At 69.9% G+C, this 25793-nt stretch carries 27 protein-coding genes; all 27 read left to right on the forward strand.

Features of this window, described 5'->3' with window-relative positions; genetic code table 11:
• A partial coding sequence (locus tag VHR41_01395; GenBank protein HEX3232820.1) for an RsmE family RNA methyltransferase occupies nt 1–421 on the forward strand: 421 nt, incomplete at its 5' end.
• Nucleotides 414–761 carry a histidine triad nucleotide-binding protein gene (locus VHR41_01400; protein HEX3232821.1) on the forward strand — a complete coding sequence of 116 codons (348 nt, stop codon included), beginning with the start codon at nt 414–416 and terminating at the stop codon, nt 759–761. The genes VHR41_01395 and VHR41_01400, both read left to right, overlap by 8 nt.
• A gap of 37 nt (nt 762–798) precedes the next feature.
• Nucleotides 799–1725, forward strand: a complete 927-nt coding sequence (locus VHR41_01405) for a hypothetical protein (protein HEX3232822.1) — start codon at nt 799–801, stop codon at nt 1723–1725.
• 101 nt (nt 1726–1826) lie between these two features.
• Nucleotides 1827–2024, forward strand: a complete 198-nt coding sequence (gene rpsU / locus VHR41_01410; GenBank protein HEX3232823.1) for a 30S ribosomal protein S21 — start codon at nt 1827–1829, stop codon at nt 2022–2024.
• Complete coding sequence (locus VHR41_01415; protein ID HEX3232824.1) at nt 2008–2457, forward strand: GatB/YqeY domain-containing protein; 450 nt, start codon at nt 2008–2010, stop codon at nt 2455–2457. Before rpsU ends, VHR41_01415 begins: the two co-directional genes overlap by 17 nt.
• Nucleotides 2457–4913: a Smr/MutS family protein gene (locus VHR41_01420; GenBank protein HEX3232825.1), complete on the forward strand. Its 2457-nt coding sequence runs from the start codon at nt 2457–2459 to the stop codon at nt 4911–4913. Before VHR41_01415 ends, VHR41_01420 begins: the two co-directional genes overlap by 1 nt.
• 2 nt (nt 4914–4915) lie before the next feature.
• Nucleotides 4916–6736 carry a DNA primase gene (gene dnaG, locus VHR41_01425; protein ID HEX3232826.1) on the forward strand — a complete coding sequence of 607 codons (1821 nt, stop codon included), beginning with the start codon at nt 4916–4918 and terminating at the stop codon, nt 6734–6736.
• Complete coding sequence (locus VHR41_01430; protein ID HEX3232827.1) at nt 6726–7445, forward strand: hypothetical protein; 720 nt, start codon at nt 6726–6728, stop codon at nt 7443–7445. The genes dnaG and VHR41_01430 overlap by 11 nt, the downstream gene beginning before the upstream one ends.
• 25 nt (nt 7446–7470) lie before the next feature.
• A complete protein-coding gene (gene recJ, locus VHR41_01435) occupies nt 7471–9192 on the forward strand; it encodes a single-stranded-DNA-specific exonuclease RecJ (GenBank protein HEX3232828.1) in 1722 nt (573 codons plus the stop codon).
• Between the two features lie 16 nt (nt 9193–9208).
• Nucleotides 9209–9724: an RsmD family RNA methyltransferase gene (locus tag VHR41_01440; protein ID HEX3232829.1), complete on the forward strand. Its 516-nt coding sequence runs from the start codon at nt 9209–9211 to the stop codon at nt 9722–9724.
• Nucleotides 9721–10203, forward strand: coding sequence for a pantetheine-phosphate adenylyltransferase (gene coaD / locus VHR41_01445; GenBank protein ID HEX3232830.1), 483 nt, complete (start codon nt 9721–9723; stop codon nt 10201–10203). Before VHR41_01440 ends, coaD begins: the two co-directional genes overlap by 4 nt.
• Nucleotides 10200–11132 carry a phosphate acyltransferase gene (locus VHR41_01450; protein HEX3232831.1) on the forward strand — a complete coding sequence of 311 codons (933 nt, stop codon included), beginning with the start codon at nt 10200–10202 and terminating at the stop codon, nt 11130–11132. The genes coaD and VHR41_01450 overlap by 4 nt, the downstream gene beginning before the upstream one ends.
• A gap of 11 nt (nt 11133–11143) precedes the next feature.
• Entirely contained in the window at nt 11144–11479 is a 336-nt protein-coding gene (locus tag VHR41_01455) for an STAS domain-containing protein (protein HEX3232832.1), read from the forward strand.
• A gap of 11 nt (nt 11480–11490) precedes the next feature.
• A complete protein-coding gene (locus tag VHR41_01460; GenBank protein HEX3232833.1) occupies nt 11491–11955 on the forward strand; it encodes an ATP-binding protein in 465 nt (154 codons plus the stop codon).
• A gap of 122 nt (nt 11956–12077) precedes the next feature.
• On the forward strand, nt 12078–13532 hold the full coding sequence (locus tag VHR41_01465) for a GAF domain-containing SpoIIE family protein phosphatase (GenBank protein HEX3232834.1): 1455 nt from the start codon (nt 12078–12080) through the stop codon (nt 13530–13532).
• Nucleotides 13533–13534: 2 nt separating this feature from the next.
• Entirely contained in the window at nt 13535–14329 is a 795-nt protein-coding gene (gene rsmA / locus VHR41_01470; protein HEX3232835.1) for a 16S rRNA (adenine(1518)-N(6)/adenine(1519)-N(6))-dimethyltransferase RsmA, read from the forward strand.
• A gap of 31 nt (nt 14330–14360) precedes the next feature.
• Nucleotides 14361–14981, forward strand: coding sequence for a redox-sensing transcriptional repressor Rex (locus VHR41_01475; GenBank protein ID HEX3232836.1), 621 nt, complete (start codon nt 14361–14363; stop codon nt 14979–14981).
• A 127-nt stretch (nt 14982–15108) separates the two neighbouring features.
• Nucleotides 15109–16788 (forward strand): D-aminoacylase, encoded by a 1680-nt coding sequence (locus VHR41_01480; protein ID HEX3232837.1) that lies wholly within the window; start codon nt 15109–15111, stop codon nt 16786–16788.
• Between the two features lie 78 nt (nt 16789–16866).
• The gene (locus VHR41_01485; GenBank protein HEX3232838.1) at nt 16867–18096 is read left to right on the forward strand and encodes an arginine deiminase family protein; all 1230 of its coding nucleotides are present in this window, start codon (nt 16867–16869) and stop codon (nt 18094–18096) included.
• The gene (locus tag VHR41_01490) at nt 18093–18944 is read left to right on the forward strand and encodes a 3'-5' exonuclease (GenBank protein HEX3232839.1); all 852 of its coding nucleotides are present in this window, start codon (nt 18093–18095) and stop codon (nt 18942–18944) included. The genes VHR41_01485 and VHR41_01490 overlap by 4 nt, the downstream gene beginning before the upstream one ends.
• Nucleotides 18945–18973: 29 nt before the next feature.
• Nucleotides 18974–19810 carry a hypothetical protein gene (locus VHR41_01495; protein ID HEX3232840.1) on the forward strand — a complete coding sequence of 279 codons (837 nt, stop codon included), beginning with the start codon at nt 18974–18976 and terminating at the stop codon, nt 19808–19810.
• Between the two features lie 11 nt (nt 19811–19821).
• The gene (locus VHR41_01500; protein HEX3232841.1) at nt 19822–20760 is read left to right on the forward strand and encodes an MBL fold metallo-hydrolase; all 939 of its coding nucleotides are present in this window, start codon (nt 19822–19824) and stop codon (nt 20758–20760) included.
• A 1-nt stretch (nt 20761) separates the two neighbouring features.
• Nucleotides 20762–21496: a translation initiation factor IF-3 gene (infC, locus tag VHR41_01505; GenBank protein HEX3232842.1), complete on the forward strand. Its 735-nt coding sequence runs from the start codon at nt 20762–20764 to the stop codon at nt 21494–21496.
• Between the two features lie 141 nt (nt 21497–21637).
• On the forward strand, nt 21638–21832 hold the full coding sequence (gene rpmI / locus VHR41_01510) for a 50S ribosomal protein L35 (GenBank protein ID HEX3232843.1): 195 nt from the start codon (nt 21638–21640) through the stop codon (nt 21830–21832).
• Between the two features lie 10 nt (nt 21833–21842).
• Nucleotides 21843–22196: a 50S ribosomal protein L20 gene (gene rplT / locus VHR41_01515; protein HEX3232844.1), complete on the forward strand. Its 354-nt coding sequence runs from the start codon at nt 21843–21845 to the stop codon at nt 22194–22196.
• 119 nt (nt 22197–22315) lie between these two features.
• Complete coding sequence (pheS, locus tag VHR41_01520) at nt 22316–23383, forward strand: phenylalanine--tRNA ligase subunit alpha (protein HEX3232845.1); 1068 nt, start codon at nt 22316–22318, stop codon at nt 23381–23383.
• Entirely contained in the window at nt 23380–25791 is a 2412-nt protein-coding gene (gene pheT / locus VHR41_01525; protein ID HEX3232846.1) for a phenylalanine--tRNA ligase subunit beta, read from the forward strand. The genes pheS and pheT overlap by 4 nt, the downstream gene beginning before the upstream one ends.
• Nucleotides 25792–25793: the final 2 nt, after the last annotated feature.

Raw genomic sequence — 25793 nt, forward strand, 5'->3', positions numbered from 1 at the left:
GGTCACCACCGTCGTGCCGCTCCTGACCGAACGGACCGCTGGAGTCGCCACCCGGGTGCGCGAGCAGCATCTGCCGAAGCTCCGGCGCCACGCCCTCGAGACGCTCAAACAATGCGGCGCCGCGTGGGCGCCGATGGTGGAACCGCCCGTCGAGCTGCCGGCATTTCTCGGCCGCCGGCGCGCCGGCGTTCAGTGGCTGGCCGATCCAACCGGTGCGACGCCCGCTTCCGCGATGGATGCCACGCCCGTCACCGTGGTCGTGGGTCCCGAGGGCGGACTGTCCGATTCCGAGCGGACGGCTCTCCTCGCGGGCGGGTTCCAGCCCAGGGCGCTGGGGGTGCACACCTTGAGATTCGAGACGGCCGCCCTGGCCGCTGCGGTGATGGTGACGACGGCGAGACTCCGAGGTATCCGTGGCTGACTGTCTGTTCTGCAAGATCGTGGCGGGAGAGATCCCGGCGAAGGTGGTCAAGCGCACCGAGGAGGCGATGGCCTTCCGCGACGTCGATCCCAAGGCGCCGACGCACGTGCTGGTGATTCCCACCCAGCACATCCCGAACGTGCGGGACGCCAGGGGTGCCGGATCCGACCGACTGCTGGGCCGCCTGCTCGGCTTCAGCGCCGAGGTGGCTAGCGAGCTCGGACTGGACGCGAAGGGGTATCGCATCGTCACCAACACCGGTCCCGACGCGGGGCAGAGCGTCGATCACCTGCACTTCCACATCCTCGGCGGCCGCCGGCTCACCTGGCCGCCGGGCTGAGCCGCCGGTCCAGCGACGCTCATCGGAGAGGGCTCCCATGTTCGGCCTGCACTCGCTCGACGTCGGCATCGGTCTCATCCTGGTCTATCTGATCCTCAGTCTCGCCTGTACCGGGTTCAACGAGTTCATCGCCAACCTCACCAGCGGTCGGAGCGCCACTCTGAAAGAGGGTTTGATGCGGATGCTGGACGACGACACCGTCCGCAAGGCATTCTACCATCACCCTCTGATTCGCTCGCTGCATCGTGCAGGCAAAGACCCGTCCTATATCCCGTCGCGCGCCTTCGCGGTGGCCCTCCTCGATGTCGTCGCGCCCCCCGCGGACGGGTCCCGAACGCTGGCGAGCGTCACCGAGGCGCTGGCGAAGCTCCCGGCTGGAAACGTCAAGCAGGCGCTCCTCACCCTCGCCGCCCAGGGCGGCACCGAGCTGTCCACGCTGCAGCAGAACGTCGAGACCTGGTTCAACGATGTCATGGAACGGGTCTCGGGATGGTACAGGCGCCGGGTGCACTACCTGACCGTGGGAGTGGCCGTGGTGCTGGCGGTGGCGGCCAATGCCGACACGATCCGGATCGGGACGGCGCTCGCCAACGACCCGGAAAAGCTCTCGACGGTGGTGCAGCGGGCGGCGGAGTTTGCCAATTCTGGGTTGCCTTCGGCCACGCCTCAGCCGGCCGATTCCCAGCACAGGGTCACCGCCGACGAGCTCAGAACGAACGCCGCCGAGGTGGAAGCGCGGCTTCTGCAGCTCTCCACCACCGGGGTGCCACTGGGCTGGTCGGGCGATGAGATGACCGAGCCCCGCACGGTCTGGTTTATCAGTAAGGTGTTCGGACTCCTCATCACGGCCGCGGCGATCTCTCTGGGGGCCCCGTTCTGGTTCGACATCCTGAGCAAGGCCGTCAACATTCGCGCGGCCGGCCCGAACCCGGCACCGAGTCCCAAAGGTGACATCAAGCCCTGATCCAGGCGGAGCGCGTCTTGCCTCCCATCGGGGCAGTCCCTAATTTCCCAACTTGTTCCGACTAATGCCCTTACCGGGGCATGAGAGGGGTGAATCAGCGAATGCCAGAAGTCATCATTCACGATGACGAGAGCTTCGATCGGGCGCTCAAGCGGTTCAAGAAAAAGTGCGAAAAGGCGGGGATCCTGTCGGACCTGCGCAAACACCGCCATTTCGAGAAGCCGAGTGAGAAGCGCAAGCGGAAGATGAACGCCGCGGTGCGCAAGACGCGGCGGGGTCCCCGTGTCGTCCGGGTCTAGTCTCGGCGAAAGCTTGCGGGCCGCGATGAACGCGGCCCGCAAGGCGCAGGACAAGCCGCGCACCCTGGTGTTGGGGACCATCATCTCCAACCTGAAGAACCGGGAGATCGATCTGCGCCGTCCGGCCAGCGACGACGAAGTGGTGGAGGTGGTGCGGAAAGGGATCAAGATCCGCCGCGAGGCCATCGAGCAATACACCGCCGGCGGCCGCCAGGACCTGGTCGAGGCGGAGCAGGGGCAGATCCGGATCCTGGAGGAGTTCCTTCCCCCGGCGGTCGATCCCGAGGAGATCCGCGCCGCCGTGCGCGAGGTGATCTCTGCCGGTGCCCGCGATGTCGGCAAGGTGATGGGCCAGGTGCTTCCCAGATTCAAGGGCCGGGCCGAAGGCAAGCTGATCAACCAGATCGTCCGCGAGGAGCTGCAGGCAGGCTGATGGCGCAGGCAGAGTCGGTTTCTCCCTCCGGGGTGTCGGCCCAGTCGCGGGGCGGCACCCCGTCGTCTTGGCCCCCAGCCGACAGCGCCGATGCGCTCGAAACCATCGAGTTCGCCCAGGTCGTCGACCTCGTAGCCGGCCACGCCGTCGGGCCCCTGGGCGCGGCTCGGCTCCGCGAGCGCCGGCCCAACGCTGACGCCGCCTGGATCGCTGGGGAGCTGGCACGCGTGGGCGAGGTGGCCGGGCTCCTCCGGCGCGGCGATGCGCTGCTGGCCGAGCCGATCCCGGACGTGGGGCGCGCGGTCGCGCGGCTCAGGATCGAGGGCAGCGTGCTGGACGGCGTCGAGCTGGCCGCGCTCCACCGGGTGCTCGTGGCCGCCCGCCTGGTGGAAGCCGACCTCCGCCGGGTGGCCGAGGCCGCGCCGCTGGCAGCCGGGCTGGCCCGGCCACTCCCCGGCAAGGGAATCGAGCGCCGGCTGGAGCAATCGCTCGATCCCGACGGCAACCTGCTGGACTCGGCGAGTCCGCGGCTCGCGGCGGCGCGCCGGGAGGTCCACGCCGCCCGGCAACGGCTGTTGCGCAAGCTCGAATCGCTGCTTCGAGGCATCGACGCCAACGCCGCTCCGAGCGAAGGCTCGGTCACCCTCCGCGGCGGCCGCTACGTCATCCCGGTGCGCCGGGATTCCCGGAGCCGGCCCGCCGGCATCGTGCATGACGAGTCGGGGAGCGCCGGAACGCTCTTCATCGAGCCGTCCGAGTCAATCGAGCTGGGCAACGCCTTCCGGGCCGCGCAGGTGGAGGAGGAGCGGGAGACGCTCCGGGTGCTGCGGGAGCTCACCGATCTGGTGCGGCCGGAGGTGCCCGTGCTGCGCGACCTGGTCGAGATGTGCGTCGCGGTGGACGATCTGGTGGCACGGGCCCGGTACGCCGTCGCCGTCGAAGGCGAGGTGCCGGAGGTGGCGCCCGCGCCGGCACCGCTCCTCGTGGTGCGGGGCCGGCATCCATTGCTGCTGGCCGGCGGCGAGCCGGTAGTGCCGTTCGATCTGGAGATGGCCGCGGAGGAACGGACGCTGCTCATCAGCGGCCCGAACACCGGCGGAAAGACCGTGCTGCTCAAGGCGGTAGGGCTGGCGGCCGCGCTAGCGCAGAGCGGGATCGTTCCCCCCGTCGGGCCCGGCAGCCGGCTCCCCATCTTCCGGCGCTTCTTCGCCGATATCGGCGACCGGCAGTCGATCGCCGCCAGCCTCTCGACCTTCAGCGCCCACGTACGGATGCTGCGGCGGATCCTGGAGGAGTCGGATGGGGCGACACTGGTGCTGCTGGACGAGATCGGGAGCGGCACCGATCCCGCGGAGGGCTCCGCGCTGGCTGCGGCCGCGCTGGTCTCGCTCACCGGCCGTGGCGCGCTCACCCTGGCCACCACCCACCTCGGCTCGCTCAAGGACCTCGCCAGCCGCATGCCTGGTGTGGTGAACTCGTCCCTCCAGTTCGACGCCGCCACGCTCACTCCGACCTATCGCTTTCTGAAGGGTGTGCCGGGCCGCTCCTATGGACTGGCCATCGCCCGCCGGCTCGGCGTCCCGCCCGAGATCCTGGCCGACGCTGAGGCGCGGGTGCCCGACGCCGAACGGAGCCTGGACGCACTGCTCGCCGCCGTGGAGGAGCGCGAGCGGGAGCTCCGCACGGCGCAAACGGAGCTGGCGGAACGCACGGTGGACCTGGACGCGCTCGAGGCCCGGCTCTCGCTCCAGGCCGACTCCCAGGAAGCCCGGGACGCCGAGCTCAAGCGCCGGGAGAAGGAGGCCGAGCGGGTGGGTCGGCAGCAGGCCCGGAGCTTCCTCCTCGAGGCTCGGCAGCGGGTCGAGCAGGCGCTGGGCACCGCGCGAGCCGCCGCCGACGAGGCCGCCGCGCGGGAGGCGCGACGCCAGGTCGAGGAGGGGATCAAGGCCGAAGGCGAGCAGCTCTCCGCGCTGGAGCAGCCGGCGGAGCAGGTGGCCGGCGGCGCCGAGGACCGGCTCGAGGTCGGTGCCCGGGTCCGTATTCCGGCCGGCTCCGTGGGCGAGGTCCTCGAGCTCCGCGGGGACGGACGCGTGGTCGTCGCGGTCGGTGCGATGCGCATGGTGGTGGACCGGAAGACACTCGTCCTGCTGCCGCCGGAGGGGAAGCGCGTCGGGACCGTCCACGCGCCCGAGCCTCCCGCCGCCGACCCGACAAATCTGGAGATCGATCTCCGCGGCATGACTGGCGACGAAGCCGAGATGGCGACCGTGGCCGCGGTCGATGCCGCGGTGCTGGCCGAGCAGCCGTACCTCCGGATCATTCACGGCATGGGCACCGGGGTGGTACGCGAGCGGGTGCGGCGGGTGGTCTCCGGCGACCGGCGGGTGGCGCACTACGCTTTCGCGCCGCGCAATCAGGGCGGCACCGGGGTCACCATCGTGGAGTTCTCCGCGTGAGCATGATTCCCGACGAGATCGTGGAGCAGGTGCGTGACAGCGCGGACCTGGTCGGCATGATCGGGGAAAGCGTGGAGCTCAAGCGCACCGGCGCGGACTACCGCGGACCCTGTCCCTTCCACGGGGGCACTCACCGGAACTTCTCCGTCATTCCCAAGAAGGGCCGCTACTACTGCTTCGTCTGCCACGAGTCGGGCGACGTCTTCTCCTGGCTGATGAAGCGGTTCGGCATGGATTACCCGAGCGCGGTGCGCGAAGTGGCGCGGCGCAGCGGCATCGTCGTTCCCGAGCGCACGGCCCGGGCGGGTCCCGACCCGCTGGAGCCGCTCTTCAGCGCCGTGGCCGTGGCGCAGGACTGGTACATGCGCCGCCTGCTCGAGTCCAGCGATGCCAAGATCGCGCGCGAGTACCTGGTCAGCCGGGAGATCCCCCTGGAGACCGCCGCGCTCTACGGTCTGGGCTTTGCCTCCGCCGGCAAGCCGTTTCTCGACGCCATGACCGAGCTCGGCTTGGAGGAGCCGGTGCTGCTGGAGGCCGGGCTCGCGGCCCGGCGGGACGACGGCTCGATCGTGGCGCGGTTCCGCGGCCGGCTGCTCTTCCCGATTCACGATCTTCGCGGACGGGTCGCCGGATTCGGCGGGCGCCTGCTTGGCCCGGGCGAGCCCAAGTACCTCAACTCGCCCGAGAACGCGGTCTTTCACAAGGGGAAGCAGCTCTACAATCTGCACCAGGCCAAGGGAGCGATCCGGAAGGAGGAGACCGTCATCCTGGTCGAGGGTTATTTCGATGTCCTCCGGCTTCTGCTTGCGGGGATCGAGCACGTGGTGGCTCCGCTGGGCACCGCGCTCACGCCCGATCAGGGGGCGCTGCTCAAGCGGTTCGCCCCCGCCGCGATTCTGCTCTACGACAGCGATCAGGCCGGGCTCCGGGCCACCTTTCGGGCCGGCGACGAGCTTTTGCGACACGGTATGCGGGTGCGGGTGGCCACGCTGCCGCCGGGCGAAGATCCCGACACGCTGGTGCGAACGGGCGGCACCGCGGCGCTGGAGCCGATCCTGACCGACGCCGTCGATCTGCTGGAACGGAAGATCCAGCTGCTCGAGCGGAAAGGCTGGTTCGAAGGCGTCGATCATCAGCGAGATGCGCTCGACCGCCTGCTGCCCACCATCCGGGCCACCGCGGATCCGATCAGCCGCGATCTCTACCTCAAGATGGTTTCCGAGCGGACCGGCGTGAGCCGGGAGGTGCTGCTCCAGCAGGTCGCGGCACGACCGGCCGTCAATCCGCCGGCGGCGGGCACCCGGCCCGGTGACCGGGTAGAGCGCACCGGGCGCTCCCCGGCGCGGCGGCGCGTCAGCTCGGCCGAGCGCGACCTGCTCCGGGTGCTGATCAAGGACCGGGAGTGGCTGACGCGGGCGGCCGCGGAAGTGCCACCCGAATGGTTCGAGACGCCGGAGTTGCGGGAAGTCTACGAGTCGCTCCAGCGCAGTCCCGAAAACGTCGGGTCGGGCCTATTCTTGGAGCAACTTTCGCCGCCGGCGCGTCAGGCCTGGGCGTGGCTCGACAGCATCGAGCCCAAGTACGGTGCCCCCGATCCCGACCGGACGTACGTGGACGCCTGCCGGACCCTGGAGGCACGCCCGCTGGTGCGGAAGCTCAACGCGCTGACTCGGAAACTGCGGGAGCAGGCCGCGGGCCTGGCGGCGTCCGACTTCGATGCGCTGATCCAGGAGCGGAGCCGTCTCACCCAGGAGCTCACTTCCCGATTCCCGGAGGAGATGTTGAAACGGCCGATTCGGAGAGGCGATATCGATGCACGCTGACCTGGTCAAGCTGCTCGACCTGCAAACCAAAGACGGGGCGGTGGAGGAGGTGGAGGCACGAATGCGGATGCTCGAGGCCGAGGGCAGCGGACTGGATCAGACACTCCAACGTGCCCGCGACCTGCTGGATGCCGCGCACCGCGCCGCCGCCGAGGGCGCGCGCCGCCGGGACGAGCTGGAGGCCCGGGTCGAGAGCTTCCGCGTGCTGCAGGAGCGCCGGCAGCAGCGGCTGGAGCACGTGCGCAATCCCAAGGAGGCCTCCACCCTGATGGCCGAGCTCGAGCTGGCGCGCACCGTCATGCACAAAGAGGAGAACGAGTGGGTGCGGAGCGCCGAGGCGGTGGGCATGCTTCAGAGCAAGGTCGCCGAAGAGGAACGGAAGGTCGAGGCGGTGATCGCCGAACAGCAGCCCGAGCGGGACCGCCTGGAGGACCGCCGGGCCGCGCTGGGTCGCGAGCGGGAGGCGGCGCTCCGGGAGCGTGAGGCGAGCGCCTCCCAACTCGACAAGCCGCTCCGGACTCGCTACGACCGGCTTCGCCGCTCCCGCGCCGCCGACGTGGTGGTGCCGCTGGTCGGCGGGACCTGCGGTGCGTGCCATACCGCGATCCCACTCAATCGGCGGAGTCAGATCAAGAGCGGCGCGATCGTCGACGGCTGCGAAGGCTGCGGCGCGATTCTGTATCCTCAGGAAGGCGTGGGGACCGCGTGATGCCGCCCGCCGGCGCCAGATTGTCATGGTGAGCGTCTTTCCGGCGCCGCTGCTGCGGTGGGTGGTGGCGCCCCGGCCCGAGGCCGCGGCCGTGGCGTCGCTGGCCCAGCGACTGAACCTGCCGCCCGCACTGGCGGCGCTGCTGCTGCAGCGGGGATACGGCAGCGAAGAGGCGGCGCGGAGCTATCTCCGGCCCCCGATCACCGATCTCTCCGACCCGTCGGCCCTGGCCGGCATGGCGGAGGCGGTGGACGCCATCGCGGCCACGGTCCGGGCCCACGGAACGATCCTGGTCCATGGCGATTACGACGTCGACGGCCAGTGCGCCACCGCGGTGCTCACCCGCGCGCTCCGCGCGGCCGGCGCCGACGCGCATCCTTTCGTGCCGCACCGGCTGCGCGATGGCTATGACTTCGGCCCGGCCGGGCTGGCGGCGGCGCAGGCGGCGGGCGCCTCGCTGATCATTACCTGCGATTGCGGCATCACCGCGGGCGAGACGGTCCGGGCGGCCCGCGCGGCCGGCATCGGTGTCATCGTCACCGATCACCACCTCCCGGGCGAGGATCTGCCGCCGGCGCTGGCGGTGGTCGATCCCCAGCGGCCGGACGATCGCTCCGGCGCCCAGTCGCTCTGCGGCACGGGTGTCGCGTTCAAGCTGGTCCAGGCGCTGGTACCGGCCATCGGACTTCCGCCCAACTATCCCTACCATCTGCTGGATCTCGTGGCCCTCGCCACCGTGGCGGATGTCGTGCCCCTGGTGGGGGAGAACCGGGTGCTGGTGAAGCATGGGCTTCGCCTCCTGGCCGAGACCCGGTGGGCGGGATTGCGGGCGCTGATCGAGGCCTGCGGGCTCGGCCGGAAGGAAATCCGGGCGGGACACCTAGGATTCATCCTCGGTCCCCGGCTCAACGCCGCCGGCCGGATCGGCGAGGCGGTGGACGGTCTGCGCCTGCTGCTCTCGGACGACCCGGCCGAGTCGTTTCAGCTCGCCAAGCAGCTCGAAGGCCTCAACCTCGAGCGCCAGGCGCTCGACCAGCGGATGCTGGACGAGGCGCTGGGGCAGGTAGAGTGCGTGGACGATCCGGAGCGCGCCGCCAGCTTCGTGCTGGCGGGCGACGGGTGGCATCCGGGCGTGGTCGGGATCGTCGCGTCCCGCGTGGTCGAGCGCTACGGACGGCCGGTCTTCCTGATCGCGTTCGATGGCGACATCGGCAAGGGATCGGGCCGGAGCATCTCACGCTTCGATCTGCACGCGGCGCTTCTCTCCTGTGGCCACCTGCTGGAGCGCTACGGTGGGCACCAGATGGCGGCCGGGCTCACCATCCGCCGGGAGCACCTCGAGGCATTTCGCGAGCGGTTCGGCGAGATCGCCCGCGAGAGCCTCGGGCCGGACGACCTCGGTCCCGAGCAGCGGGTCGACCTGGAGATTGGCCTCGACGAGGCCACCCGCGAGCTGGAGCGGATGTGCCGCCACCTGGAGCCTTGCGGGCAGGGGAACTCCAGTCCGGTGTTCGGCGTCCGCGGTGTCCGTCTGGCCGGCCGCTCCCGGGTGGGCAACGGCCATCTCAAGGGCGTGCTGGAGAACGGGTCGGCGCGGCTGGCGGCCATCGGATTCCAGTGGGCCGACCGGGTCCCCTGGTTGGGCGAGGGGCTGGTCGACGTGGCGTTTCGCCTGGAGTGCAATGAGTGGAACGGCACCACCACCCTGCAGGCCCGCCTCTGCGCCCTCACGCCGCACGGCGTGTGAGGCCGGCGCGGAGGCCATGAGGATCGTCGCGGGTGAATTCGGCGGCCGCCGCCTGGCCGTGCCGAAGGATCCGCGGGTCCGGCCGACCGCCGACCGGGTGCGCGAGGCGTGGATGAGCATTCTCGGCGGCGCCGTACCCGGGGCCCGGGTGCTGGACCTCTACGCCGGCAGCGGCGCGCTCGGCCTGGAAGCGCTCTCGCGGGGGGCGGCCTCGGCCGATTTCGTGGAGCTGAGCCCCATGTCCCTGGGGGCGCTGGAGGCCAACATCCGCGCCCTGGGCGTGAACGGCCGGGCCACCGTCCACCGGGCCGACGCCCTGCGCTACGCCGAGCGGCTGCCGCCGGCGGCATTCGATCTGGCCCTGGCCGATCCGCCGTACACCCGGGACGACGCCGCCCGGCTGGTCGCGGTCTTCCGCCGAACTCCCTTCGCGCGCATTCTTTCCGTCGAGCATCGGGCCGACCAGCCGCTCGGCGGCGACGACACCCGGCGCTACGGAGACACCGCCCTCACCTTCTGCCACGCGCCATGACTCGGATCGCCATCTACCCCGGCTCCTTCGATCCACCGACGAAGGGCCACGAGGACCTGATCCGCCGGAGCCTGGTACTGGCGGACCGGCTGATCGTGGCCGTGGCAATCAACGTGGCGAAACAGCCGCTGTTCTCGGTGGAGGAGCGCCTGGCCTTGTTGCGGACCACCATCGGCGACGACCCACGGGTCAGCTTCGAGGCGTTCGATGGCCTGCTGGCCGCGTATGCCAGACGGGTGGGCGCCACGCTGGTGATCCGGGGCCTCCGCGCGGTCAGCGACTTCGAGTACGAGTTCCAGATGGCGCTGATGAACCGGCAGCTCCATCCCTCGCTCGAGACGGTCTTCCTGGTGCCCTCGGTCGACCTCACGTATCTGAGCTCGAGCCTGGTCCGGGAGGTTTCCCGGTTCGGCGGCGACGTGAGCGCCCTGGTGCACCCGGCCGTCGCCGCGGCACTGGTCCGACGGTCGCGGGAATGAGCTTCCACGCAAAGCTGCTGGAGCGGGCCGCCGCCCGACGGCGCAGGATCGTGCTCTGCGAGGGCGCCGATCCGCGCGTGCGCGAAGCGGCGGCGCGGCTGAGCCGGGACAAAGTGGTGGAGCCGATCGTTCTGGGGGGCGACGGGATCGATCCGGCCACCGACCCGCGGCTGGGACGGATCGCCCAGCATCTGCGGGAGCGCCGGCCGGACCGCATTCACGACGGGGTGCACGCGTTGGACGTGGCCGCCATGCCGCTCAACTTCGGCGCCTCGCTGGTGGCGCTCGGTGAGGCGGACGGGGCGCTGGCCGGCGCGGTGTGTCCCACCGCCGACACCATCCGCGCCGCACTCTGGGCCATCGGAACGGCGCCGGGAGTGCGGCTGGTGAGCTCCTCCTTCTACATGGTCCTGCCGGATCAGACCGTGCTGACCTTCACCGACTGCGCGGTGGTGCCGGAGCCCACGCCGGAGGAGCTGGCGATGATCGCCCTCGCGGCGGCCCGCGACCGAGGCCGGCTGGTCGGCGACGCGCCGAGGGTCGCGTTCCTCTCGTACAGCACCCGGGGCAGTGCGGAAGGACGGGGGGTGGCCCACGTGTGCGCCGCCGTGCAGCGGTTCCGGGAGCTGGCGCCCAACGTCGCGGTAGACGGCGAGATCCAGGCGGACGCCGCGCTCGTGGCGGAGGTGGCAGAGCGGAAGGCGCCGGGGTCGCCTCTGGCGGGGCGAGCCAACGTCCTGGTCTTTCCCGATCTCGACGCCGGGAACATCGCCTACAAGCTGGTGCAGCGGCTGGCGGGCGCCACCGCGATCGGCCCCATGCTGCAGGGGCTCGCACGTCCGATGGCCGACCTGTCGCGCGGGGCCAGCGCCGACGATATTGTCGAGGTGGCGGCAATGGTCGCGCTCCAGGGCGACCCCCCGAACTGATGGAGAGCCTGATGGGCTTCAACCAGACGAAGGACCCGAGCGGTGTGGCCGTGGTGCAGGTGGAGGGCCAACTGATCGTCGGCAACCGACAGGAGCTCAAGGAGCTGGTGCAGAGCACGCTGGACAAGGGCGAGCGGCGGATCCTGATCGACTTCTCGCGCACCGGCTACATCGACTCCTCCGGGCTCGGGGCGCTGGTCTCGATCTCCAAGCGTATCCGCGAGATGGGCGGGGAGCTTCGGCTCTCGGGGCTCAACGAGGATCTTCGCTCCCTGTTCGAGCTGACCAAGCTCGACACCCTCTTCGCCATCGCCGAGACACCGCAACAAGCCCTCGCCAGCTTTTAGCCCGCCGGGATATGCCGTCGCCGCTCCGCCTCACCGTCCGTCGCTCGCCGACCCCGGACACCGACGGCGTGGCGACGCTGGTGACGCTGCGGGTCCCCAGCGACGTGACCTGCATCGAGGAAGCGGTGGACCTGGTCACCCGGCACTGTCTGGCCGGCCAGCACGCCTGGGAGCGCACCCGGTTCCGACTGCAGGTAGTGCTCTCCGAGGCGCTCAGCAACGCCGTCATGCGGGGGAACTGCGAGGATTGCGGGAAGTGGGTGGACGTGCGGGCCGAGCTCCTGCCCGACAGCATCCGACTCGTGGTCACCGATGAGGGTCCCGGCTTCGATCCGTCCGCCGTACCGGAGCCGATCCGTCCCGAGCAGATCGACGAGGCCGGGGGTCGGGGCCTCTATCTCATCCGGAAGCTCGTCGACGCGGTCCAGTTCAACGAGCAAGGGAACTCCATCTGCATGATACTGCGCCGCCCGTAGGGCGGCTCGATCTGATCCTCGACGGCCTCGGCGCGCTCGCGGCGGGACAGGTACGCCTGTGGCGGTTCGACGGGCGCACGCTGCGCGTCGCCGCAGGGGCCGACCCCGGGTGGTCGCCACCGGTGCCCAAGGGTCCGGGACTGGTGTCCACGCCGGCCGGAGCGGCGTGGCTCGATCCGGTGGCGGAAGTGGACGGCTACTGGCTCGAGGTCTCCGGCGGCACCGAGGAGGAGATGAGCGGCGTGAGCGGCCGGATCCTCCCCGTCGTCGGAGCGCTCCTGGACAACGAGCGGCAGCGCGCGTTTCTCACCGAGGAGCTCACCAGCCGCTACGAAGAGATCGATCTGCTCTACGCCATCAGCGAGATCCTCGGCCAGACGGTGCGACTGGAGGAGGCCACCCAGATCATCGCGCGGGAGGTGAGCACGGTGGTCGGCGCGAGACGCGCCTCGATCATGGTGTACGACCCCTCGGCAGAGGTGCTCCGCACGGTGGCGGCCCGGGGGTTCGGGGTGGCGGGACTCGAGCCGGTCCCGGTGGACGACGAGTGCTCGGTGGCCGCCCGGGTGTACCGGGAGCGCCGGGTGGTGGCCGCCGACTCCAGCAGATCGTATCCGTCTCCCGGGGAGTGCGACGAAGATCGCGGCTATCGGGGCCAGGCGTTTCTGAGCGTGCCGATCTGTTATGGCGCGCCGGGCGCGCCACTCCGCTGCGTGGGCGTGATCAACCTGACCGACCGCATCGGCGGCGACCGCTTCACCCTGAGCGACCGGAAGCTGGTGACGGCGGTCGCCAACCAGATCGGCGCCGCCGTGGAGAACGCCCGGCTGGTCGAGAGCGACGTCCGGCAGCAGCGGCTTCACCGCGAGCTGGAGCTGGCGCATGATCTCCAGCTCAAGCTGCTCCCGTCTCCCGCGGTGCTGCAGGGGGACGCGCAGGTGGCGGCACGCTGCTTACCGGCCGACTCGGTGGGCGGCGATTTTTATACCTTCGCGCGCCTGGGCCGGGGCCGGGTGGGTGTCATGCTGGGAGACGTGGCCTCCCACGGCTTCTCGGCGGCATTGATCATGGCACTGGTGATGGCGGCTGCGGGGATTCATGCGGCGGCGTCGGTCACGCCGGACGAGACGCTCACGGCATTGCTGGAGAGCCTCGACACCGAGCTCGCCACGACGGAGATGTACTTCAGTGTGTTCTACGGCGTGCTCGATCCGCTCACCGGCCGCCTCGACTACGCCAGCGCGGGACACCCGTACGCGTTCCGGATCCCGCGGTTCGGCGAGCCGGAACGCCTGGAGGCAACGGCGCCACCGTTGGGTCTGGCCACGGCAGGGAGCATCAAGCGCCGACAGGTGCCGTGGCGCGTCGGGACCGATCTCCTGGTACTGTGGACCGACGGCCTGGTCGATGCGCGGAATGAGGCGGGCGAGCCGTTCGGCTCGGAGCGGCTGCTGACAGCGGTGTGCGCCCACCGAGCCGAGCCGGTGGAGGAGATCGTGCACGCCGTGCTGGCGGAGGCGGAGGCGTTCGGCGCGCGGCCGGTGGACGATCGGACGCTGCTGGTCCTCCGGATCTGACGGTGCCCCGGGCCAAGCGCCGCCTGGGGCAGCACTTTCTCTCCGACCCGCGACTGCTCGCCCGGATCGTCGACGCACTCCAGCCCGGGCCGGAGGACACGGTGCTCGAGATCGGGCCCGGCCCGGGTGGACTCACGGCGATGCTGGCCGAGCGGGCCGGCCGGTTGCTGGCGATCGAGAAGGATTCCAGCCTCGTCCCGTCCCTTCGCGCGCGCTTCCCCCGGGTGGAGATCATCGAGGCCGATGCGCTCGAGGCCGACTGGCACGAGCTGACGGGCCCACGGTTTCTGGTTGCCGGCAACATCCCCTACAACATCACCTCGCCCCTCATCGACAAGGCGCTGGAGCCACCGCCCCCCGGGCGCATCGTCTTCCTGGTGCAGAAAGAGGTGGCGGAGCGGGTGACGGCTGATGCCGGCACGGGGGCGTACGGCGCGCTGAGCGTCGGGGTGCAGGCCGTCGCGAGAGCGGAGCGGCTGTTCACCGTCCCGGCCGGCGCCTTCGCTCCCCGTCCCAAGGTCGACTCCGCGGTGCTTCGGCTGACGCCGCTGCCCGATCCACTAATCGTCCCGCGGGAGCAGGCGCTCTTCCGCCGTCTGGTGGTGGGCATCTTCGGCTTCCGCCGAAAACAGCTGCTCCGTGGACTGCGGGAGCTCACCGGCTGGGAGGCCGCGCGGGTGAGCGGGGTGCTGGCGACGGCGGGGCTGCGCGGCGATGTCCGGCCGGAGGTGCTCTCGCCCGGCGAATTCGCCGGGCTGCTGCGTGCGCTCGTTGACGCGGGATGGACGGCGCGGTAGGTTTGTGAAATGTTTCACAAAAATACGACACATGCGTAAGGTCGCCGACTCGACGGTCCGCCGACTCTCGCTCTACCTGCGGTTCCTCGAGGAGTTCGAGGGCCAGGGGATCGCCACGGTGAGCTCGGGAGCGTTGGCGTCGCGGGGCGGCACCACGTCGGCGCAAGTGCGGAAGGACCTCTCATTCTTCGGCTCCTTCGGCAAGCGAGGACTGGGGTATCCGGTGCCCGAGCTGGCCGACCGCCTGCGGGAGATACTCGGGCTCAAGCGGCGCTATCAGGTCGCCATGATCGGGGCAGGGAAGATCGGCAGCGCGCTGGTGCAATACCGTGGCTTCCGGCAGCGGGGTTTCGACATCGTCGCCATCTTCGACAGCGATCCCGCCAAGATCGGACGGCAGTGGAACGGGCTCACGGTGCTCGACGTGGCAACGCTGGAGAAGGAGTTCGCCCGCCATCCCTTCGACATGGCCGTGCTGGTGACGCCGGCCGAGGCGGCGCAGCCCGTCACCGACCGGCTGGTGGCGCTCGGTCTCAAGTCGATCCTCAACTTCGCCCCGGTGCAGTTGGTGGTGCCGGATGATGTGCTGGTGAAGACGGTCAATCTCGCGCTCGAGCTGGAGACGCTGAGCTACGCGCTGGCGAATCGGTAGGGCGGGAGGGCGGTAAGGGCGGGAAGGTTCGTAAGTGCAGGGCTTGGAGTTCTCCACCTCGTTGCCGCCCTTTCCGCCCTTTCCGCCCTTACCGCCCTTACCGTCTCCCCTCTCGACAGGAGCATCGATGCGATCCCTTGCCATCGGCCTGGCTCTGCTGTGCGCTCCGGGACTTCTGACGGGGCAGCAGCAGTCGTACGACGTGCTGATCCGCCACGGCCGGATCATCGATGGGACCGGGTCGCCCTGGTACGCGGGCGATGTGGGGATTCGGGACGGGAAGATCGCAGTCATCGGGCGGCTGCACGATGCTACTGCGAAGCAGATCATCGATGCGGCCGGTCGGGTCGTGGCACCGGGGTTCATCGACATGCTGGGACAGTCGGAGCTCACCATTCTGGTGAACCCGCACCTGCCTTCGAAGATCTTTCAGGGCATCACCACCGAGATCACCGGCGAGGGCGGCTCGGCGGGGCCGCTGAGCGACTCGGTCATCGCCGCCGATCAGGCGTACTACGATCATCTGAAGCTCACGCCCAACTGGCGCACGTTGGGCGAGTACTTTGCCCGGCTCGAGCGGCAGGGCATGGGGATCAACCTGGCGAGCTACATCGGGGCCACCCAGGTGCGCCGGGTGGTGCTGGGTGACGGCGACCGTACGCCCACCGCCGAGGAGCTGGAGCGGATGAAGGCGCTGGTACGGGACGGGATGCGGGACGGTGCCGTAGGCGTCTCCACCGCGTTGCAGTATCCGCCCGCGCCGTACGCCAAGACGGAGGAGCTGATCGCGCTCGCGGCGGAGGCCTCGAAGCTGGGGGGCATGTACGCCACCCACATGCGGTCGGAGGAGAACGAGATCGGGCCGGCGCTGGACGAGGCGATCCGGATCGGGCGGGAAGCCGATATCCCGGTCGAGATCTGGCATCTCAAGGTGGCCGGCCGGCGGAATTGGGGACGCATGCCGGAGGCGGTGGCCAAGATCGACTCCGCCCGGCGCGCGGGCGTGGACATCGCCGCCGACACCTACGCCTATCCGGCGTGGTTCAACTCCATGTCGGCGTTCGTGCCGCCCTGGGCCCACGACGGTGGCGACGCGCGGATGATCGAGCGGCTGCGTGACCCGGCGCTTCGGCGCCGGATCCATCGGGAGATGCTCGCGCCCGGCAAGGGGTGGGACAACGAATGGCAGGAGATTCCGGGTGCGGAGGCGGTGTTGATCGGCGCGGTGCAGAACCCGGCGCTGGTCTCCTATCAGGGGAAGACCCTGGCGCAGGTGGCCAGCCTGAGGAAGACCGATCCGATCGAGACGATCTTCGATCTCCTGATCGAGGACAAGGCATATACCAGCGTCGCAGTCTTCGGCATGTCGGAGCCGGACATCGTGCTGGCCCTACGCCAGCCCTGGGTCTCGATCAACAACGACTCGCAGGGCACCGCGCCGGACGGCATCCTGGGGCAGGAGCACCCGCACCCGCGGGCCTATGGGACCTTCCCCAGGATTCTGCGGAAATACGTCCGGGAAGAGCACCGGCTGACGCTGGAGGACGCGATCCGGAAGTTCACTTCGCTGCCGGCGCAACGCATGCGCCTGGGTGATCGGGGCGTGCTCAAGACCGGCATGTGGGCCGACGTGGTGGTGTTCGATCCCGCCAAGGTCCGCGATCTCGCCACTTTTGCGCGGCCCAACCAGCTCTCTGAGGGCATGGATTGGGTCCTGGTGAATGGCGTGCCGGTGATAGCGGACGCGAAGCCAACGGATGCGCTGCCCGGACGGGTGATACGGGGGGCGGGGTACCGGAAGGAGTGAGGGGGTGGTGTGACGATATGGGGTCGCCGACAGGGTAACCCCCTAGCCCCGCGCGCGGCGGACCCGATACTTTCTCCTATGCCCGTCAACGTCACCTCTGAAATCGGTCAGCTCCAGACGGTCCTGGTGCACACGCCCGGCCGGGAGCTGGAGGCGGTGACGCCGGGGAACCGCGAAGATTACCTGTACGACGACATCATCGACCTGGAGATCGCCCAGCGGGAGCACCGCCAGTTCGTCTCGGTGCTGCGCCGCTTCGCGCGGGTGTTCCAGGTGCGGGACCTGCTGGCCGAGATCCTGGCGGAGCCCGAGGCGCGGGATTTCCTGATCAGCAAGACGATGGATGTGTTTCCCTCGGACGAGCTGGCCCAGCGGCTGGGCATCCTGCCGCCGGCGCAAATCGTCGAGATGCTGATCGAAGGCACCCGGGAGGAAGTCGGTCCCTTCGCCCGAGCGCTCAACGAGGAGGGGTTCGCCTTTCCTCCACTGCCCAACCTCTTCTTCCCCCGCGACATCGGCATGGTGCTCGGCCGGCACGCCGTGGTCGGCTCGATGCGTCACGGGGTGCGCTGGACCGAAGAGCTGCTGATCAAGGCCCTCTTCCGCTTCCACCCCGAGCTGGCCAACGCCGGTCTGCTGTACGACGGGTCCGAGGAGCGTCGCAGCAACTACACCTTGGAGGGCGGAGACGTCCACTACCTGCGTCCCGACCTCCTGGTACTCGGCTTCAGTGAGCGCACCTCCCCGGCGGCGCTCGACGAACTGTGCGAGGCCGTGTTCGGCCAGGGTGAAGTCACCGACATCGTCGTCGTGGTCATGCCCCGGGCCCCGACCGCGATCCACCTGGACATGGTCTTCACCCACGTCGACCGGGAGCTCTGCGTAGTGTCGCCGCCCTTCTTCGTCGGCCCGGAGCGGCGGGCGGTGCTGCACCGGAGGAAGGGACAGGAAGGGGTGCGGGAGATGCCCGACTTCTTCACCGCTCTGCGCGAGGTGGCGCTGCCGCTCGAGCCGGTGTTCGCGGGCGGAGAGCACCGGATCAGCCAGGAGCGGGAGCAGTGGAGCTCCGCCTGCAACTTCCTGGCAGTACGTCCCGGCACCGTCGTGAGCTACCGCCGAAACGACGCCACCCTCTGCGAGCTGCAGAAGGCCGGCTTCCGAGTGGTGCCCGCGGTCAATTTCCTCGCCTTTGACGACTGGACCGACGCCAAGCACCGCACCGCCATCACCATCGAGGGCACCGAGCTGGCCCGGGGTGGTGGTGGGCCCCGCTGCATGTCCCTCCCACTCGCGCGCGGGGCGGTGTGACGGGCCTCTCGGTTCACCCGGAGAGCACGCTGGTCGAGCGGGTGCTGCTGGTGCTGCGGGAAGGGCCCAGAGCGGCGGCCACGCTCTGTCATCGGGTGCTGGGTCTCGCCGGAGCCCAGGAGGCCGTCTGCGACCGCATCGCGGTCGCGCTGCTGGGGGCGGATCCACGGGTGCGCCAGCTCGCGGATGGCCGATGGAGTCTGCTACCCGAGGCGCAGGGCTCCCCGACGCTCGACGACTGCGCCTTTGCCGTCGTGGACGTCGAGACCACCGGGATGCGGTCCCGCGCGAGCGACCGGATCACCGAGATCGCGGTGGTCGTGGTCCAGGGGAACCGGCGGGAGGTGGTGTTCGATTCGCTGGTGAACCCCGGCCGGCCGATTCCTCCGGCCATCTGCGCCATCACCAACATCAGCAACGAGATGGTCCGCGACGCCCCGGACTTCGCCCAGGTGGCCGACCAGGTGCTCGCGGCGCTCGCCGGCCGCATCTTCGTGGCCCACAACGCCACCTTCGACTGGGGCTTCGTGAGCGCCGAAGTGCGCCGGTCCCGCGATCTCGCGCTGGACGGCCCCCGGCTCTGCACGGTCCGGCTCGCGCGGCGCCTCCTCAGGGGCATGGTGCGCTCCTGCGGCCTGGACAGCCTCACCCACTACTTCGGGCTGGAGAACGAGGCGCGCCACCGCGCCGCGGGCGACGCCCTGGTCACCGCCGAGGTGTTGGCCCGGCTGCTTCGTCTCGCCCGGGAGGAGGGGGTGCGTACGCTGCAGGACCTGGAGGGCGTGCAGGCGCGGCGGATGGGCCGCCGCCGGGCGACGCAAGCGGCCCCGTCACTTCCCCTATTCTGAATGTCGCCGAGCAGAGGCAACGGGCGCTGATGCGGGCGGCCCTGGCTCTCGCGCTGATGGCGCTTGGCTCCGGATCACTCCGGGCACAGAGCCAGCTCCCCGAGGCGGCGATCGAGGATAACTCATTTCTGATCGAGGAGGCGTATAACCAGGAGGCCGGCGTCGTCCAGCACATCAGCAGCGTGACCCTCACCGGCCCCGGGCGGCGGGATGTGGTGGCGGGCTTCACCCAGGAATGGCCGTTCCGCGGACAGCGGCATCAGCTGAGCTACACCATACCCTTCCAGATCCAGCAGGGTGACGCGCCGGATGGGTTCGGCGATCTCCTGCTGAACTACCGGCTCCAGCTTCGGAGCAGCGAACGGGTGGCGGTCGCTCCCCGGCTCTCCCTGATTCTGCCCACCGGAAGCGAAGCCAAGGGATTGGGCGCCGGCACCCTCGGCGGGCAGTTCAACCTTCCGGTGAGCCTGCGGGTCGGCCCCTCGCTGGCGGCGCATCTGAACGCGGGAATGCAGCTTCTCGCCCGGGTGCGGGACGAGGCGGCCGCCGCGCCGACCGACCGCACAGTGACCAGCTACAGCGTCGGTGGCAGCGTCATCGGCCCGGTCACCCGGCCGGTCAACCTGATGCTTGAGTTCGTGCAGGCGTGGTCCGGCACGATCGCCCCCGCCGGGGGCGTCACCCATGAGGCGAGCTCCACGCTGAGTCCCGGCATCCGCTTCGCCCTCAACTTCGGCGGGACCCAGATCGTGCCTGGCGTGGGGATTCCGATCGTGTTCGCGGACGGCGGGCACACCACCGACCTGCTGCTCTACTTCTCGGTCGAGCACTCCTTCCGCCATGGCCAGCAGACCGGGCCGGATTAGATTCTCCGCCCATGAGCCTCGCGCAGACCTTTCAGATCGGCGCTCTCCGCTGCCACACCCTGGAGGGCGGCCTCCAGCGGCTGGACGGTGGGGCGATGTTCGGCGTGGTGCCGCGCACCCTCTGGATGACACGGGTCCCGCCGGACGAGCGGAACCGGATCCCCCTGGCCCTACGCTGCCTGCTGGTGGAGCACGCCGACGGTCTGGTGCTGATCGACACCGGCCTCGGGAACAAGGAGCCGGCGAAGTTCCTGGACGTTTACGGCGTCGAGAATCAAGGTCTGGAGGGCGCCACCCAGCTGGAAGACGCCCTCGCCTCGGTAGGATTCCTCCCCTCCGACGTCCGCTGGGTGATCAATACCCACCTGCACTTCGATCACGCCGGCGGGAACACCACCATGGATCCTGACCTGGAGGACGATCCCCGCCGCCACGTCCGTCCAACCTTTCCCAACGCCACCTACCTGGTGCAGCGGGGCGAGCTCGAGTTCGCCAGCCACACCAACGAGCGCACCCGGGCGAGCTATCTCCCGGCCAACTTCGAGCCGATCGCCGCGGCTGGACGGTGGAAGCTGCTGGAAGGGGAAGGCGAGGTGCTGCCCGGAATCTCCGTCCGGCTCACGCCGGGGCACGTCCCCTTCCACCAATCGGTGGTGCTGCGAGACGGCGGGGAGACGGCCGTGTTCCTGGCCGACCTGATCCCGACCGTCGCCCACCTGCCGCTGCCGTGGATCATGGGCTACGACCTGGAGCCGCTGCGGACGCTCGAGAGCAAGCGGCGGCTGCTGCAGGAGGCGGTGGCCGGCGGCTGGCGGCTGATCTTCGAGCACGACCCCACCATCGCGTCGGGAGTCCCGGTCGCCGAGGGAAAAGGGGTCGTGCTTTCCGCGACCATGCCGGGAGGCACGGTGGCATCTGGCGTGGTGCCGGGGATCGATTTACGCGGTTGACATGACCCTGGTTCCCGGGTACTTTGCCCGGCCTGTACAAGTGGGGACTCCAGCTCCCCCACCCTCAGCCTGCCGGCCCCGGTGCCGCAGCGCAACCGGGTCCTGGCAATCCCAGCCGATCGGCCGAGCAGCGGCCCTGGCGGCGCTGGGCATCGCGGGCACCCGGAAGGTTTCGAGGGTGCCCGTTCTCTTTTACTGGTTGGAGGCACGCCCACTGTCCACGAACGAACGCGACAAGCGAACCCGCGTCAACCGCATGATCCGTATCAGCCCGGTCCGCGTCATCACGGCCACGGGCGAACAGCTGGGAGTCCTGCCGATCGAGGAGGCGTTGGCCGCCGCCCAGGAGCGCGGGTTGGATCTCGTGGAGGTGGCGCCAACCGCTCGGCCTCCCGTCGTCAAGATCATGGACTACGGGAAGTACAAGTTCGAGGAAGCCAAGGCGGCGCGCGCGGCCAAGAAGAAGCAGCACATCATCCTGCTCAAGGAAGTGAAGTACCGGCCCGGAATCGATGACCACGATTTCGACTTCAAGACCCGCCACGCGCGGGAGTTTCTGGGTGATGGCAACAAGGTCAAGGTCACCATGATGTTCCGCGGCCGGCAGATCGCCCATCTCGATCTGGGACGGGCGGTGCTGGACCGGGTGGCGGCAAGCCTGGCCGATGTCGGCAAGATCGAGTCCGACGCCAAGCTGGAAGGCCGTAACATGACGATGGTCATCGCGCCGAAGTAGGACGGGAAGGGCGGTAAAGGCGGTAAGGCGGTAAGGACGGGAAGGTAGGAGCGGCAGGCGGCGGGGGTTCATATGGTGGACCGGTGGGCCTGACCGCCCTTACCGCCGTTACCGCCCTACGCCCTCTCAAACGGAGCAGCAATGCCAAAGCAAAAAACCAAGCGTGCCGCCATGAAGCGCTTCAAGAAGACCGGTACGGGCAAGCTCAAGCGCTGGCACGCGAACCACACCCACATCCTGACCAAGAAGACGCGCAAGCGGAAGAACCGGCTCAAGAAGGGCGATCTGGTGAGCTCGGCCGACTTCCCCCGCGTCAGCCGCCTCCTCCAGGCGTAAGGAGCGACCAATGCCTCGCGTCAAGAACGGCGTCGCGCACCACGCCCGCAAGAAGAAGATCATGGAGGCCGCGAAGGGTGCCCGCGGCGGCCGGAGCAAGCTCTACAAGGCGGCCAAGGAAACGGCCGAGCGCGCCATGCGGTACGCCTACCGCGACCGGCGCAAGAAGAAGGGCGAATTCCGCGCGCTCTGGATCACCCGGATCAATGCCGCGGCCCGGCTCCATGGCCTGAGCTACAGCCGGCTGATGGCCGGATTGAAGAAGGGTGGCGTGGAGATCAACCGGAAGGTGCTCGCCGACCTCGCGGTGCGAGACATCGACGCGTTCGGCCGGCTGGCCGACGTGGCGAAGAACAACCAGTAGGCATCATCGACCATAGGGCGGCCGCCGGCCCGCCGCCGTTGTCGCCCGGATGGGGCCGTTCGCGCTCGGCGGGCGGCCCCATTCACGCACAGGTCCCCATGTCCGTGAGTCCCGCATCCATGACCACCGGGTATGCCGATCTCGACGCGCTCCTGCCGCGCCTCGAGGCCGTCCCCAGGCTCGGCCCCGAAGCGCTTGAAGCCGAGGCGGTGGCCGTCCTGGGCCGGAAGAGCGGCATCCTGACGGCCGCGCTCAAGCGCCTGGCCACGCTCCCCATCGACGAGAGGAAGCGGTTCGGTGCGGCGGTCAACCAGCTCAAGGTCCGGTTCGAGACCGCCTTCGCCCAGCGGCGGGCGACCGTGGAGGCCGAGCGTCACCGGCGCGAAACCGCGGGACTCGATCTCACCATGCCCGGCCGGTCCCGCTGGGTCGGCGCCTCCCACCCGGTCACCCAGGTGGTGGACGAGATCGTGGAGATCTTCCGGGGGATCGGGTTCACCGTGGCCATCGGACCGGAAGTCGAGACCGAGTGGTACAACTTCCTCGCGCTCAACTTCCCGCCCGACCATCCGGCGATGGACATGCACGACACGCTGTATCTCGACGCGCCGCCGGTCGAGGGCGAGCCCGATGGCCGCCTGCTGCTCCGCACGCACACTTCGCCGGTGCAAATCCGGACGCTGCTGGCGTCGCCACCGCCGGTACGGGTGGTCATTCCCGGCATGGTCTACCGCAACGACGCATTCGACGCGTCGCACTCGCCCGCGTTCTCCCAGATCGAGGGACTCGCCGTGGACGAGGGAATCTCGTTCGTCGACCTCAAGGCCACGCTGATCCATTTCGCCAGGAGCTTCTTCTCGGCCACCACCAGGACGCGCTTCCGCCCGTCCTTCTTCCCGTTCACCGAGCCGTCGGCTGAGATGGACGTGGAGTGCCAGCTCTGCCACGGCAGCGGCTGCCCGGCGTGCAAGGGCACCGGCTGGATGGAGATCCTCGGCTGCGGGATGGTCCACCCGACCGTGCTGGAGAGCTGCAGCCTCGACTCGGAGCGCTACACCGGCTGGGCGTTCGGGATGGGCCCGCATCGCATCGCGATGCTGAGGTATCGCCTGCCCGACATTCGGCTGCTCCTGGAAGGCGACATGCGATTTCTGCAGCAGGTGGCGAGGCGGGGAGAAACGTCATGAACCTCTCGCTTCGCTGGCTGGAGGCGTTCCTTCGGCGCGCCCTCGATCCCACGGACGTAAGCGAGCGGCTGGCCATGCTCGGCGCGCCCGTAGACGCGGTGGAACCGGTACACCCGGGGCTCGAGTCGCTGGTGGTCGCGCGCGTCCTCGAAGTGACGCCGCATCCCAACCCCAAGTTCACCAAGGTCCGGCTGACCCGGGTCGACGATGGAACCGGTGAGCCCAAGGTGGTAGCCTGCGGCGCCTCCAACGTGACCGCGGGGAAGCTCTATCCGTTCGCCCGCGTGGGCACCTCGGTGCCCGGGGGCAAGAAGGGACCGCTGGAGATCGGCGCGCGCGCGATCGGCGGCGTCACCAGCGTCGGCATGCTCTGCTCGCTGGCGGAGCTGGGGCTGGCCGATGATGCCGAAGGCATCTGGGAGCTCGCCACCGACGCGGCTCCGGGGACTCCGCTGCTCGACGCGATCCCCCTCGCCGACCACCGCCTGGTGGTCGACGTGACCCCCAACCGTCCCGACCTGCTGTGCCACAAGGGCGTGGCGCGGGAGCTCGCGACCTCCTTCGAGGCCCAGTTCCGGCTGCCCCCGATTCCCGGGGCGCAGGCGATCGATGTGCCGCCGTCCCGGCGTGCCGGGGCCACTGGCTCGGTGGGGCAGATCCGGGTCACGATCGAGGATCCCGATTCCTGCCCCCGGTTTCACGCCGCGCTGATCCGCGGCGTCACCGTCGGCCCGTCGCCCGAGTGGCTCCGCCGCCGGCTCGAGTCGGTGGGAGAGCGCTCGATCAACAACGTGGTGGACGCCACCAACTACGTCATGTTCGAGCTGAACCAGCCGATGCACGCCTACGACGCGGCGCTGCTGCGGGGCGGAAGCCTGATCGTCCGGCGGGCGCGCGCGGGCGAGCGCCTGGTGACCCTGGACGATCAGGGGCGTGCTCTGACGCCGGACATGGTGGCGATCGCCGACGCGGAGGGAGTGATCGGGCTCGCCGGCCTCATGGGCGGGGCCTCGAGCGAGGTCGGCCTCCAGACGCGGGACGTGCTGCTGGAGGGTGCGTACTGGAATCCGGCCCGGACCCGGGCCACCCGCCGAACACTCGGCATGAGCACCGAGGCGAGTTACCGCTTCGAGCGCGGCATCGATCGCTGGGGCGGTGTCGAGGCGATGCGGCGCTGCCTGGAGATCATCCTCGCCGCGGCGGGCGGCGAGCTGGCAGAGGCGCCGCTGGACCTCTGGCCGTCGCCCTCCAACCCGCCGCGGATCTTCCTTCGTCCGGCCCGCGTGGCCCAAGTGCTCGGCGTGGAGTTGCCCTGGCAGGTGCTGGAGCGGTACCTCGTCGCCATCGGGGCCACCGTAGTTTCCAAGCCGGAGGACGCGCGGATGGCGGTGGAGGTACCGGGGTGGCGTCCGGACCTGGTGCGGGAAATCGATCTGATCGAAGAGATCGCGCGGTTGCATGGGTACGACAACTTCCCCTCCGACCTGCGCCCCTTCCGGCTCGGTGGACTGCCCGACTCGCGGGTGGAGCGGGTGGTCGACCAGGTGCGCCGCGGAATGGTGGAGCAGGGGCTGTTCGAGGTCGTGACCCTCCCCATGGGCCCGGCCGACGGTGAGGAGAGCGTGCGGCTCTTGAACCCGCTCTCGGCGGACGACGCCTACCTCCGGCGCCGGCTGCTGCCGGGGCTGGTGCGGCTGGTCGAGGGCAACTGGGCCAACCACGTGTCGGACGTGCGGCTGTTCGAGATCGGCACGGCATTCGTGGCGGCACCGGCCGGCAGCCGGCCGCGGGAGGAGCGGCGCCTCGCTGCCGTCCTCACCGGCCGGCGCGAGCCGCAGCACTGGACCGGCACCGGGGAGGCGCGCTTCGATCTCTGGGATCTCAAGGGCCGTGTGGAGGCGGCGGCCGCTCTGGCGGTTCCGGGGGCCGTGGTACAAGTTCAGGATCATGCCTGGGTAGTCAGGGACCGGGATGGCCGGGTGGTGGGTCAGGCCGGACCGCTGGAGGCGGACGCGCCGCCCTGGGCGGCACCGCTGTTCGGCCTCGAGTTGGTGATCGACCCCGCTCCCCGCCGGCCGCCGGCGTTCCAGTCGCTTCCAACCACTCCCTCGTCGGAGCGCGTGCTCGCCCTGCTGCTGCCGGAGGGCACCAGCGCGCGCCAGGTGGAGGATCTGCTGCGGCAGGCGGGCGGGCCGCTGCTCGAGCGGGTGGACATCGAGAGCGACTACCGCGGTCCGGAGCTGCCCGCCGGCACCCGCAGCGTCGCCTTCCGGCTCACGTTCCGGGCACCGGACCGGACGCTGCGTGACACCGAGGTGGATGAGGTCGAGACCGGGCTGCTCGCCGCGCTCGCGGGCGAGCTGGGCGTGGTCCGGCGCGATGCGGGGACCACCCGCGGCGGAGGGTGAGC

It is taken from the genome of Gemmatimonadales bacterium (assembly GCA_036265815.1).
Taxonomy (GTDB): Bacteria; Gemmatimonadota; Gemmatimonadetes; order Gemmatimonadales; family GWC2-71-9; genus CAVVWJ01.